The sequence below is a fragment of the Pseudoalteromonas sp. T1lg23B genome (assembly GCF_002964665.1).
In the GTDB taxonomy this organism is placed as follows: domain Bacteria; phylum Pseudomonadota; class Gammaproteobacteria; order Enterobacterales; family Alteromonadaceae; genus Pseudoalteromonas.
Genome location: NZ_PQBZ01000002.1, coordinates 374,055 through 387,617 on the forward strand (window position 1 = coordinate 374,055; position 13,563 = coordinate 387,617).

At 42.7% G+C, this 13,563-nt stretch carries 10 protein-coding genes; 7 read left to right on the forward strand and 3 right to left on the reverse strand.

Features of this window, described 5'->3' with window-relative positions; all coding sequences use genetic code 11:
* Positions 1-101 precede the first annotated feature (101 nt).
* Positions 102-1,370: an EAL and HDOD domain-containing protein gene (locus tag C2M32_RS02045; protein ID WP_105166862.1), complete on the forward strand. Its 1,269-nt coding sequence runs from the start codon at positions 102-104 to the stop codon at positions 1,368-1,370.
* On the opposite strand, the gene C2M32_RS02050 is transcribed toward C2M32_RS02045, so the two are convergent.
* From C2M32_RS02050 to C2M32_RS02060, 3 genes are all read right to left on the reverse strand, one after another.
* Entirely contained in the window at positions 1,367-2,842 is a 1,476-nt protein-coding gene (locus C2M32_RS02050; RefSeq protein WP_105166863.1) for a Ppx/GppA phosphatase family protein, read from the reverse strand. The genes C2M32_RS02045 and C2M32_RS02050 overlap by 4 nt on opposite strands.
* On the reverse strand, positions 2,839-4,926 hold the full coding sequence (gene ppk1 / locus C2M32_RS02055) for a polyphosphate kinase 1 (protein ID WP_105166864.1): 2,088 nt from the start codon (positions 4,924-4,926) through the stop codon (positions 2,839-2,841). Before ppk1 ends, C2M32_RS02050 begins: the two co-directional genes overlap by 4 nt.
* Positions 4,927-5,070: 144 nt before the next feature.
* Positions 5,071-5,577, reverse strand: coding sequence for a glycine cleavage system protein R (locus C2M32_RS02060; protein ID WP_105166865.1), 507 nt, complete (start codon positions 5,575-5,577; stop codon positions 5,071-5,073).
* Between the two features lie 322 nt (positions 5,578-5,899).
* Here C2M32_RS02060 and C2M32_RS02065 point away from each other — a divergent pair, with 322 nt between their 5' ends.
* The 6 genes from C2M32_RS02065 to C2M32_RS02090 all read left to right on the forward strand — a co-directional run bounded on the left by C2M32_RS02065 (position 5,900) and on the right by C2M32_RS02090 (position 13,503).
* Positions 5,900-8,134, forward strand: coding sequence for an ABC transporter permease subunit (locus tag C2M32_RS02065; protein ID WP_105166866.1), 2,235 nt, complete (start codon positions 5,900-5,902; stop codon positions 8,132-8,134).
* 17 nt (positions 8,135-8,151) lie between these two features.
* Positions 8,152-9,801 carry a phosphate ABC transporter permease PstA gene (gene pstA, locus C2M32_RS02070; protein ID WP_105166867.1) on the forward strand — a complete coding sequence of 550 codons (1,650 nt, stop codon included), beginning with the start codon at positions 8,152-8,154 and terminating at the stop codon, positions 9,799-9,801.
* Positions 9,802-9,829: 28 nt separating this feature from the next.
* Positions 9,830-10,657, forward strand: coding sequence for a phosphate ABC transporter ATP-binding protein PstB (gene pstB / locus C2M32_RS02075; RefSeq protein WP_070986201.1), 828 nt, complete (start codon positions 9,830-9,832; stop codon positions 10,655-10,657).
* 22 nt (positions 10,658-10,679) lie between these two features.
* Entirely contained in the window at positions 10,680-11,381 is a 702-nt protein-coding gene (gene phoU, locus C2M32_RS02080) for a phosphate signaling complex protein PhoU (protein ID WP_105166868.1), read from the forward strand.
* A 140-nt stretch (positions 11,382-11,521) separates the two neighbouring features.
* Positions 11,522-12,199, forward strand: a complete 678-nt coding sequence (locus C2M32_RS02085; protein WP_070991010.1) for a TIGR00153 family protein — start codon at positions 11,522-11,524, stop codon at positions 12,197-12,199.
* Between the two features lie 35 nt (positions 12,200-12,234).
* Positions 12,235-13,503: an inorganic phosphate transporter gene (locus tag C2M32_RS02090; RefSeq protein WP_105166869.1), complete on the forward strand. Its 1,269-nt coding sequence runs from the start codon at positions 12,235-12,237 to the stop codon at positions 13,501-13,503.
* The last annotated feature ends 60 nt before the right edge of the window (positions 13,504-13,563 follow it).

The window sequence follows — 13,563 nt, forward strand, 5'->3', positions numbered from 1 at the left end:
GAGTTTAAATATGCAAGTTAAACTTTTATTTGCCCGACACCAGAGCATCACGTATTCTGAATCGTAGGCTACGGCTATTGATGCGCTAGAGAAGGATGTAGATGTTAATGAGTGGCACCGTTACGAAAGTAAAAAATACAGCCGTACAATACATTGCGCGTCAGGCTATTCTTGATGCCGATCGCAAGATATATGCGTACGAACTGCTATACAGGGATTCTAATAACAATGCCTTTCCTATGGGGGTGTCTGATAGCCAAGCAACAGGCAGAATGTTTTTTAACTCACTGATGTTTGTGGGTGTAGAGCGATTAGCTGCTGGGCAGCGCGCTTTTATTAATTTATCTGATGAATCTTTGCTACAAGAATTACCAAATCTGCTAAAGCCGGATAATTTAGTGGTAGAAATTGTTGAACGTTCCAAAAACATTCCCGAGCTGGTGAGAATTGTCGCGGCGCTGAAAAAGCGTGGTTATCGTTTCGCATTAGATGATTACGATGGCGATCCAAGATGGCAGCCGCTTATTAAGCTCATGTCCTATATTAAGCTCGAAATTGAAGCGCCCATCATTAAAACGACAATGATGATTAAAAAGCTCAAGCGCAGCTATCCTGATGTAAAGATCATCGTTGAACGAATTGAGACGCAAGAACATTATGCATTCGTTAAGAATGCCGGCGCTGACTATTTTCAAGGATTTTACTTCGCGCGCCCAGAAATGCTCAATCATGGCAATATAGAGCCCTCTAAAATCATCGTATTTGACCTGCTACGCTGTACAGCGAAACCCGATCTGTGTTTTAGAGAGATACAAGAGCGGGTCGCAAAAGATCTTAGTCTGACGGCTCGGGTCCTTAAATTAGCGAATTCTAAAGCGGGTAATCAAAAGATCGAAATGAAATCCATTTCTCAGGCGGTTATCTACCTGGGAGAAGATGCTATTCGTCAATTTGTAAGGGTGCTTGCTTTAAGCGAGTTGGGTGTCGATAAGCCCGCTGAACTGACGAAAATGGGGTTGATGAGAGCGAAGTTTATGCAGCTATTTTTGCATCCTGGTGGTGAAGAAATGGCTGAGCAGGGCTATCTAATTGGTTTGATGTCAGTATTGGATGCGGTTTTGGAAGTTGAGCTATCCGTCATAGTTGCTGAATTTTCATTGGACAGCTCGCTCAGTAGTGCGCTACTCAATTATCAGGGTCTGTTAGGTGGTGCGTTAAAATTGACTTTGGCGATTGAGAAAAATGATTGGCAAGACGCAGAAATGATCCTCAAAGCGATTCGTCCTGCCACCAAAACTAAGTACCTATATGACTTTGCGTTGGAAAGTAGAGACTATGCTGATGATGTTTTTTCAGTTGTCAAAAGCTAAACATAATTCAGGTTGAGGTTTAATTTTCTCAAGTGATGTTGCTCTTGTGCGAGATCTGCCGCCATCAAAGTATTTTCATCTAGCCAGTCACTGGTAAATTCCACGAGTAGAGTGTCAGCATAACTGCTCAACTTCACCTCAGGAATGAGTGCGTCCTGACGTTTGGCATTGAGCAACACGGCGAGTCTAAACAAACTTAATAAGCGTGAGAACTTGCCCATTTCAATCGCACTACACAATTTCAGTTCGCGAATTTTGATTTTTTTTCGATAAAAACGGATGAGGTAACTCAGCACTTGCTGTTGCTCTTGAGTAAAGCCTGGTAATTGGCTATGACTCACAATGTAAGCACTATGACGGTGTAGCCCTGAGGAATTGATAACTAGGCCTACCTCATGAAGTTGTGCAGCCCAGCAAAGGAGTTGTAAGTCGAGTTTTTGTAATGACCAGTTCGCAGCGAGCTGCTGGTAAAACTGGTTGAGTGTATGACAAATATTCGCACTATGTTGCGTGTCGACATTGTAATGTTCACTGAGAGTTTGGATGGTACGGGTGCGGATATCAAACTCATCATTTTGCGATATTTCGTGCAATAGCCCATCGCGCAATGCATGGTCGCAGTAATAAAGTTCAGTGATGTTTAGCTGTGCAAATACCGCCAGCAGCACAACAAGGCCTCCAGCGATAGTGGCTTTACGCTCTTCAGATAACCCTTCTATGAGCAAAGTATCGCAGTTTTTAGACTGTAAAATCTGTGCTTTTATTTTCAGCAGCACCTCGGTTGTTAGCGTATTTTGGTCAAACTGCGCCGCGATCGCATGTAATGCTTTGATGGTTCCTGAGGTACCATAACAGCGCTGCCAGCCCATCTTTTTGTAGCTAGCCGTGATGGGTTCCAATAATTGCTCAGCGCGAATTTGTGCTCTATTAAAGCGCTTTTCTGATAGGCGACCACGATTAAAAAACTGCTGTGAGATGTTCACACAGCCCATATTTCTGCTGGTGAGAAGCTTGTGGGTAAAATGCTCACCGATAATGAGTTCCGTACTTCCTCCGCCAATATCAATCACGAGTCGGTTGCCTTCGCTGTGTTCATTGTTGGCAACTCCCTGATAAATGAGTCGAGCTTCTTCTTGACCTGAAATCACGTTGATTTTGAAAGGGAAGCACTGTTTTGCTTTAACTAAAAATTGCTGAATATTTTTGCAATTCCTAAGTGTATAGGTCGCCACAACCTGTACATGGCTATGAGGGAAATTTTGTAACGTCGCAGCAAATTGTTTCAGGACAGCCAACGCTCTTTCCATTGCAGATGCGCTGAGCTTCATATCGGCAGTAAGTCCAGCCGCTAGGTTAACGCGTTGCTTTTCTTTGTGCAGAACTTGAAAGCGACCATCAATTTCTCTAGCAACTAATAAATGAAAGCTGTTTGAACCTAGGTCTACCGCAGCAATAGAGGGGTATTCTGTCATAGTGAACTCTTGTTGCTTTCCCATTTCTTGAGGTGATCATAGATAGCAATTTGTGAGCGTATTTTTTTACGATTACCACGTCTCACGTACTGATTTTTCTGGTCCGAGTCGATAATACGGGCTTTAGTTCGATCACGAAATTGTAGTTCTAGGATATCAATGATGAGCTGTTTTAGCGTGTCGCTGTAAATGGGGACTCCAACTTCAACTCGATGGTCGAGGTTACGGGTCATCCAGTCTGCTGATGAAATAAAAACAAGGGGGTGTCCAAGGTTTTCAAACACCATAACACGGGGATGCTCTAGAAAACGGTCAACAATGCTGATCACTTTAATGTTTTCGCTAAAGCGCGGTAAGCCCGGTACTAAAGCGCACATACCTCGTACGATAATCCTAACTTTAACACCAAGGCGGGCTGCAGAGTACAATTTATCAACCAATTGCTTATCAACTAAGTTATTTATTTTTATGGTTATTTTCGCTATTTTTCCTTGCTCAGCATGCTTCATTTCTTGATCGATTAGATCAAGAATACGATCTCTGGCATTGAGTGGGGAGATCATGAGGTGTTCAAAATGAAAAGGACGATAGCTGCTTTCAATAAACCTAAAAACACTGTCACACTCTTCGCAAATATCCTGATGTTTTGTGAATAGGCTGAAGTCGGTGTATATTTTCGCGGTTTTCTCGTGAAAATTCCCCGTACCAATATGTGCATACTTAACAATCTTTCCCTTCTCTCGACGATGGATTACGCAAAGTTTACTGTGCACCTTCAACGCAGGGATCCCAACCATTACTTTAATTCCAGCCTCGCTTAGGCGTTTTGCCCACTCGATATTATTTTGCTCGTCGAATCGTGCTTTCAATTCAACCATTACTGTGATGTGTTTGCCATTTTTTGCGGCATTGATAAGCGACGCAACCATTCTAGAGTTGCTGGCTACACGGTATATGTTGACCTTGATTTGTGTGACGTAGGGATCAAAGGCCGCTTGGCGAACATATTCCAGTAAGTGATTAAAGGTATGATAGGGGTAGTAGAGTAAAATATCTTGCTCTGCAATAGCTGAAAACACGCTTGTATGTTGCTTAAATGCCTGACTTTGTAGTGGTGGCAGAGGTTTATTTTCTAAATGACGACGGCCAATATTAGGAAAGGCGATAAAATCTCTAAAGTTTCTATAACGACCGCCAGGGATCAGGGCATCTTGATGGGTAACACCGAGGCGTTTTTTCATCACCTTTAGCATTTCTTCTGGCATTGACTCATCGTAAACCAGCCTGACAGGTTCTGCATATAGCCTTTGTTTCAGGCCTTTTGACATTTTATCAAGCAGCCCTTCTTCTATTTCATCATCAAGATTGTATTCTGCGTCTCTGGTCAATTTTATAGCGTACCCTTCGATACTGTCGAAATGGAAAAAGCTATTGAATACCTCGCGAAGAAAAAATTGTACGATGTCATCTAACATCACTATATGTTTTTGTCGCCGAGAGCGTTCAGGCGGCAGTTGTACAAATCGTGCGAGTCGGTCAGTGGGCACTTCCAACAAAGCGTAGTGCTGTTTTTCACCATTCATATGTACAAACAAATAGGTCATGTTGTCGTTCATATTGTCCGAGTAGTCTTTGTTTTCGGTTAACAACATAGGCGACATATTCGGTAGGACTTGATCTTCAAAGTAGCTCTTCAACCAATTTTGATGAAATTCGGATAGATCGTGAGGTTGGCTTAGGTGAATATGATATTTCTCAAGATCCTTCAAAATTTGTTTGTGTATATAGGTAAATTTTTTACCCAGCTCTAATACTTTTTTATTTATTTGACTAAGCAGTGCTTCGTCTTCATCAAAGTTCGTATTGGGTAAGTTATTAAGTAGCACACGGCGCTTAACATCGGCCACGCGCACTTGGAAAAACTCGTCGAGATTGTTCGAAAAGATCCCAAGAAAGCGGATCCGTTCAATGATAGGGTTGCTGCTATCTTTCGCTTCTTGTAATACGCGTTCGTTAAATGACAGCCAACTTAATTCTTTTGCAAAATAACTAACAGTTTTCGGTTGGGATGGTAGAACTTGCATGTTGATACCCACGACAAATAAGCTGGGTAAAAATATAGGTCCATAATGTGACGTCGGTATGACAAGTGTCTTTCAAAACGACGACTTGTCATACGATCTGTTCGTGGCAATAAAATCAATACGCTTGTTAGTATGTGAGAGACGTTACTCTGTTTCTATATCGACAATTAGGTCGCTGGTTATTGATTCAAGTGCATCAATAACATTGTCTTTATTCATGCCAATAGGCAAAGTAACTGTGGCAAATGCACTGAATATAGGGACTCCCCAATTTGGAGCACTTTGTTGTCTTGAATTTAGATGCGTAATATTGGCGCCTTTGTGGCGGATCACGCTGGCGAGCTCTTGTACAATACCTGGACGGTCATTGCCTGTGATCACCAAATTAATGGTTTCAGGCGTTTCTTGCCCGCTTATTATATCACCGCTTTCCATTCTTATGTCCAATCCTGGTAAGCGAGCCAAACCATCACGAAGTTCTTGTAAGTGTTCTTCGGCAACCTCGACTTGAACTATCCCTGCAAATTGTCCTGCCAAGTGGCTAAGGTTACTGGTGAGCCAATTGCCGTGATGTGCAAGCACGGCCGAAGATATCTCTTCAACTAGACCAGTGCGGTCTTTTCCTATTATTGTTAAAACTAACTGCTTCATAATGCGTGTCTCTTATTATTTTTGCCATGAATAAATACATAGCGGTGAAAAAAAAACGGCTTCGATAAATGAGGGTACGATCCTTATACATAGCCTCAATGGTAGATTCCGCGTTCTAAGATTAGTTCACCAATTTATGATGTCCAACCGAATTGCATGTTGGTTTGTAAAGAAATGAAAACAATCCGTTTTGTGTTAAGTCAGCAATAATTTAGTCACAAATTGTACCCGATATTATAATATTCCCCCGAGCTCGGTGTAACATAACTGTCATCTTGATGAAATATAATGCCCGCCAACTTTAAAATGAAAGGGTGTTTTGATGTCTTCAAATCCGCAGCAACCGTCTTTTAAAACGGATAGAAGCCGTCTATTAAAAGACCGGTTTGCACAGTTTGGTATATCAGCTGGTGGAGTGATGGTACTGATCGCATTGTTGCTGATCTTCTTCTATTTACTCTATGTTGTTCAGCCTATATTCGAGTCCGCAAAAGTAGATAAACGCGTTGATGTGACGTTGAATAACACACAACAATATGTGGGCATTGGTATTGAGGAGCAAACAGAGATTGCGTATTTGCTTAGTCGTACCGGACATGTTGATTTTTATCAAGTAAAGGGGCAGCAAGCAGGCGGATTGATTGAGCGTTTATCTGTTGATCTGGATGGGCAAGTAACCAGTGCTGCAAAAAGTGCCCCTTTTTTGGGTCAGTATGCTTATGGACTTGATAATGGTCAGGTTAAGTTGGTTAAACCGTCATTTTTAGTTACTTTCCCAGGTAATGAACGCGTTATTTCGCCTCGTTTAAGTTACCCTCTTGATGGTAAACAACTGCTGGTTGATGAGCAGGAAAAAGCGATCAAACGTTTCGCTTTTAGCCATTATGAAGACAAGACTGCTGTGGTCGCACTTACTGCTGATAAACGCCTTATCTTCGCGTCATTCGTGGCTGAAGAAAATATGTTTAGCGGCGAAGTAGAGTGGATGGTTGAACGCACTGAGCTAGAAATCGACGGCCGTATTGATGAGCTATTGATCACCCCAGATACAACTCGCACCTTTGTTCGTTCGGCTAATCAAGTTTATATTTTCGATACTCGTTACCCAAGCGAGGTAGAGCAAATACAAGTACTTGCCGCAAATGAAGAAAACGCTAACCTAGTTGGCGCAACACTGTTAGCTGGTGCTAACTCACTCATGTTAGCCAATGACAATGGGGAAGTGTCACAGTGGTTTGAAGTTAATTCTGACACTGGGCGTAGATTTCAAAAGATCAGAGCATTCGAAACCAGTAAAAATAGTGATGTTGATATTTACAGTGAGTATTATCGCCGCACATTTTTTACCACGAACAATAATGGTGACTTAGGCCTTTATTACACGACCAGTGAAGCGCATTTATGGCAGGGGAAAGTCAGCGAGGGGGCAATTGAATCATTTGCCGTTTCACCACGCGCCAATGCGGTATTAATCGTTGCGGATGGAAAACTGTCAGTGTTTGATGTGCATAATGAGCACCCTGAAGTTACTTGGTCAGCGTTATGGCAGGAAGTCTGGTATGAAGGTTACCCTGAACCGGATTACATTTGGCAGTCAACCTCAGCATCCGATGATTTTGAATCAAAGTTTTCGTTAGTTCCCATTTCATTCGGTACGATTAAGGCGGCAATGTACGCCATGTTGTTTGCTGTGCCAATAGCGTTATCAGCTGCTATTTATACGGCTTATTTTATGTCTAGTGAATTGCGCCGCGTTGTAAAACCGACCGTTGAAATAATGGAAGCTCTGCCGACGGTAATTTTAGGATTTCTTGCTGGGCTTTGGCTAGCTCCACTGATTGAAACGCATTTACCTGCAATTGTGGCGTTACTATTATTATTGCCTTTAGCAATTATTGGCACAGCATTTATGTGGACTAAGCTCCCAGAAAACATCCAACACATGTTGCCTGATGGCTGGCATTCAATACTGCTGATCCCAGTGGTGCTGGTTGTTGGTTGGGTCTCTTTTGCAATCAGCGGTAGTGTAGAAGACTGGATGTTCGGTGGTAATGTGCGCCAATATTTGACCAATGAGTTAGGTTTGACCTTCGATCAGCGTAACTCGCTAGTTGTAGGTATCGCCATGGGATTTGCGGTAATACCGACTATTTTCTCTATCGCTGAAGATGCTGTTTTCAGCGTCCCTAAGCATTTATCAAATGGTTCGTTGGCACTTGGCGCTACACAATGGCAGACGCTTGTTAGAGTGGTATTGCTAACAGCAAGTCCAGGTATTTTCTCTGCAGTCATGATGGGATTAGGTCGTGCAGTGGGTGAAACCATGATTGTGTTGATGGCCACTGGTAATACCCCAATTATGGATTGGAGTATCTTCCAAGGGATGCGTACGTTGGCTGCGAACATCGCGGTAGAAATGCCGGAATCAGAGGTAGGTAGTTCGCATTATCGTATTCTTTTCCTCGCAGCGTTCGTATTGTTTATTTTCACTTTTGTATTTAACACGGTTGCTGAATTTGTACGTCAGCAGTTACGTGAAAAATACAGCTCGATGTAATTGTTGGAGTTCATGACATGGTAAAACAGTGGTTTAAGTCAGGGTCTCCGTGGATCTGGATGACAGGTGGTGCAGTAAGTATTAGCTTGATTTCGGTACTCGGCCTATTAGCAATGATAGCGTGGAAAGGTCTCAGCTTTTTTTGGCCATCTCAGGTTGTTGAGTTGCATCTAGATGGGTCTGTGCCTAAGCAGGTGGTCATTGGTGAAATTTATGATCGTGAACAGGTGCCTAAATCACGACTGGAAGCTGCAGGTTTTGACTTATCGGCATACGACCAAGAGTTTATCGAACGTATGTTGGTCAAAACGGGTAACCGTGAATATGTTGAGTTGGATTTCCGTTGGGTACTTTCGACGGATATTAAACAACAATCAGCGCCAGCCAACCTAGCGGTATTTGAACGTAGCAAGAATGGTAATTTTTATGGCTATGTCGAGCAGGTCATTGAAGATGGCAAAGTTGTGCAAGAGAATGCAACGGAGCGTCTTTATGAACTGGTCGAACGTGCGGTTGAGCTAAATGATGAAGCGCTAGATCTGCAAAATGGTGATATTGGCCATATTAACTATGAACTTGAGCGTATGCGCTTAAAAGAAAAGGGCTATGCACTTGATAATGCGCTCACTGATGAGCGTATGGCTGAGTTACAAGCGCGTCGAGCACAGTTGCGAGAAGAATATAAAGTACTCGAAGAGCGCCTATTTGAATTACGTAAGTTGGCTAAACGTGACCAAGTGATCGTTCGAGACATGCGTGGTGAATTGGTTTCATTGCCTTTATACCAAGTACTTGATGTTTGGTTCCCTAACGATATGGGCTACTTTGCCAAGGTTGGACACTATATTTCCCAGATCGGAAAGTTTATCAGTGATGATCCTCGTGAAGCCAATACTGAAGGAGGGGTATTCCCTGCAATATTCGGTACGGTATTTATGGTCATGTTGATGGCAGTGATTGTGACTCCGTTCGGGGTGGTGGCTGCGATCTACCTACATGAGTATGCAGCTAAAAATGCCGTGACCAAAATGATCCGTATCGCGGTAATCAATTTGGCGGGTGTGCCTTCAATTGTATATGGTGTATTTGGTCTGGGCTTTTTCGTGTACATGTTAGGTGGGTCAATTGACCAATTATTTTATCCAGAAGCTGCGCCAAGCCCTGTGTTTGGTACGCCAGGGGTGATTTGGTCTGCGTTAACCTTAGCAATTCTGACCTTACCAGTGGTTATCGTTTCAACCGAAGAAGGCTTATCACGCATTCCAAGCACGGTGCGCCATGGCTCATTAGCGTTAGGTGCCACAAAGGCCGAAACGTTATGGCGTATTGTTGTGCCGATGGCAAGTCCAGCGATCATGACGGGTCTGATTTTGGCTGTTGCTCGGGCGGCAGGTGAAGTTGCTCCATTGATGTTGGTAGGTGTTGTTAAAATGGCGCCGACGCTGCCGTTGGATGGTAACTTCCCATACATTCATTTAGACCGTAAGTTTATGCACTTGGGTTTCCATATCTATGATGTGGGATTCCAAAGTCCGAATGTTGAAGCTGCGCGACCACTAGTATATGCAACAGCATTTTTGTTAGTGACAGTGATCATCGCGCTGAATATAACGGCAATCGGTATTCGTAACCACTTGCGTGAAAAATTCAGATCACTTGAACATTAATAGTAAAGATTTTAAGTAGGTAAAAGTAATGATTACAGTAGCTCCAGAAGTTAATCAGGCCAATGGCCAAAAAAAGCTCGATCTTGCAAATTTGACTCCAGAGCAAACGTCTCTGCAAATTAAAGACCTAGATCTTTACTATGGTGATAAGCAAGCGCTGAGCAAGGTAAATATGTTGATCCCCAAAGGTCAGGTAACCGCGTTTATCGGCCCATCAGGTTGTGGTAAGTCAACCTTGTTACGTTGTATCAACCGCATGAATGATTTAGTCGATAGTTGTCGTATTGAAGGCGAAATTATTTTACAAGGTCAAAATATTTACGATAAGCGAGTGGATGTTGCAGCGCTGCGCCGTAATGTGGGTATGGTGTTTCAGCGTCCAAATCCTTTTCCGAAATCAATATACGAAAATGTGGTTTATGGGTTACGCTTACAAGGTATCAAAGATAAGCGTAAGCTAGATGAAGTAGTAGAAAAGTCTTTGCGTGGTGCAGCGTTGTGGGATGAAGTCAAAGATCGTCTACATGACAGCGCATTTGGGTTATCGGGGGGTCAGCAACAACGTTTGGTGATTGCGCGTTCTATTGCGATTGAGCCGGAAGTACTACTGCTTGATGAGCCAACCTCAGCATTGGACCCTATTTCTACTTTGGTTATCGAAGAATTAATAAACGATCTTAAGAACAAATACACAGTAGTCATTGTTACGCATAACATGCAACAGGCTGCTCGTGTTTCGGATCAGACTGCGTTCATGTACATGGGGGAGCTGATTGAATATGCGGATACCAATACGCTATTCACCACCCCGTCGAAGAAGAAAACCGAAGACTACATTACGGGTCGTTACGGTTAAGCGGCTGATATAGGGGAAAAATATGGAACATAATTTAAATAAACACATTTCTGGTCGTTTCAATGAAGAGCTAGAAAATGTGCGTAACCATGTGCTTAGCATGGGAGGATTGGTCGAGCAGCAGCTTAATTTAGCACTTGATGCAGTCAATGAATGCGATGCCGAGAAAGCCCGTAAAGTTAGTGAAAATGACTACAAAGTCAATGCCATGGAAGTGAACATTGATGAAGAATGTACTCGCATTATTGCTAAGCGTCAGCCAGCCGCGAGCGATTTGCGTCTGGTCGTTGCAATCGCAAAAACCATTGCAGATTTAGAACGTATTGGCGATGAAGCTGAACGTATTGCGCGAGTTGCCCTAGATTCTTTTACTAAGGATCAGCAAGACTTACTGGTTAATATTGAAAATATGGGCCGTCAAGTCTCGAAAATGCTTCACGATGTACTTGATGCATTTGCAAGAATGGATGCTCAGCGTGCTTTCGAAGTACATAAAGAAGATGCCAAAGTAGATAGAGAATATGAAGCGTTGACGCGTCAAATAATGACCTACATGATGGAAGACCCGCGCTCTATTCCGAAAATCATGGATTTAATTTGGTCTGTTCGTTCCTTGGAGCGTATCGGTGACCGCTGCCAGAATATTGCAGAATACGTAATTTATTTCGTTAATGGCAAAGATATTCGCCATACTTCTCAAGAAGATATAGAAAAAACTCTATAATTCATATCATCTAAGCTGATCTGAACTTATGAAGTAAAGGTCAGCTTATTTTATCTTACCGATAAAAATCGTTCACAATGTTGCTCAATGCTGTAAAATTACATACCGCAAAGCATATAAATATGATTTAAGGGTCAGTTATGCCTACAAATGCGTTTTTAGGGGTTTTTGCAAAATCGCCTATTAAACCAATCGAAGAACACATCAAGATCGTTCACAAAGCAAGTAAAGCTTTAGTGCCGTTTTTTGATCATGTTTTTAAAGGGGAATGGACCGAAGCCGAAGCGCTACGTGTACAAATCCGCAATTATGAACGCGAAGCAGATAAACTAAAACGTGAAGTTCGTTTACAGTTGCCTCGTGGTTTATTCATGCCTGTAGAACGTACCGATCTACTTGAGCTTATTACCCATCAAGACAAAATAGCAAATAAAGCGAAAGACATCGCAGGTCGCGTTGTTGGCCGCGAAATGGTAATTCCAGAAACAATTCAAACAGAATTCCTAGCTTACTTAAAACGTTGTGTTGATGCGACAAAACAAGCCTCTAAGGCCATTAATGAACTTGATGAGCTATTAGAGACCGGTTTCCGTGGCCGTGAAGTAACCTTGGTAGAAAATATGTTGGTCGAATTGGATGCGATCGAGCAAGATACGGATGAAATGCAAATCAGAATCCGCCAGGAGTTACGCACAGTTGAGGGTGAGTTAAATCCAGTTGATGTGATGTTTCTATACAAGATCATCGAATGGGTCGGTGAACTTGCCGATATCGCTGAGCGCGTTGGTTCTCGCTTAGAACTTATGCTCGCACGTTAATTCAAATTAAGAAGTTTAAAAAGTAAGGTTTTACAATGGATATCATTGCATCCTACGGAACCATGCTGGTGCTTATTGCAGCGGCGGTTGGTTTCTTTATGGCTTATGGTATTGGCGCAAATGACGTTGCTAATGCTATGGGTACATCGGTTGGTTCAAAAGCACTAACCATTAAACAAGCAATCTTAATTGCTATGGTCTTTGAGTTTGCCGGTGCGTATTTAGCGGGTGGTGAAGTAACATCTACTATTCGTAAAGGGATCATTGATGCAGCGCCGTTTGTTGATATTCCAGAGCTCATGATATTGGGAATGATCTCTGCATTATTTGCGGCGGGTGCTTGGTTGCTATTGGCATCTGTTCTAGGTTGGCCAGTATCAACAACACACTCAATTATTGGAGCCATCATAGGCTTTGCTTTAGTTGCAGTAGGCAGCGAAGCGATTCAATGGGGTAAAGTAGCTGGGATAGTGGGTAGTTGGATTGTGACACCAGCGATATCCGGTTTCATTGCGTACCTCATTTTTATGAGTGCACAAAAACTGATTTTTGATACCTCAGCGCCGTTACAGAACGCAAAACGCTTTGTGCCAGTTTACATGGGACTTGCGGGTTTCGTAATGTCACTTGTTACCATTAAGAAGGGGCTTAAGCACGTTGGTATTAACCTAGGCACCTTTGAGGGTTACGCGTTAGCTATCGGTATCGCTGTGCTGGTAGGTCTTATTGGTAAATTTGCCATCGCGCGTCTTAAGATGGACCCTAAAGCTGACAAGCAAATGCAATTCAATAACGTTGAGAAAGTGTTTGCCGTGCTTATGGTACTAACAGCCTGTTGTATGGCCTTTGCTCACGGTTCAAATGATGTTGCTAATGCCATCGGTCCTCTGGCTGCGGTTGTGAACATTGTTGAAAATGACGGTGTAATGGCTAAGAAAGCAGCCTTAGCTTGGTGGATTTTACCGCTAGGTGGTCTAGGGATTGTTGCGGGCTTGGCAATTTTGGGTAAGAAAGTAATTAAAACGATTGGCGAAGGTATTACTCATTTAACACCAAGCCGTGGTTTCGCTGCTGAGCTAGCTGCCGCATCAACGGTAGTGATCGCATCAGGCACTGGTTTACCTATTTCAACCACTCAGACATTGGTTGGCGCTGTTTTAGGTGTAGGTATGGCGCGAGGTATTGCTGCATTAAACATGAGTGTGATAAGAAACATTGTAGTTTCTTGGGTAATCACATTGCCAGTTGGTGCTGCTCTTGCTATTGTTATATTCTATATTCTGAGATTCGCGTTCGGCGTGTAACTTAGAAAGACAGACTTTTAGCTTGAAAAGATCTCAGTACATTAGTACTGGGGTCTTTTT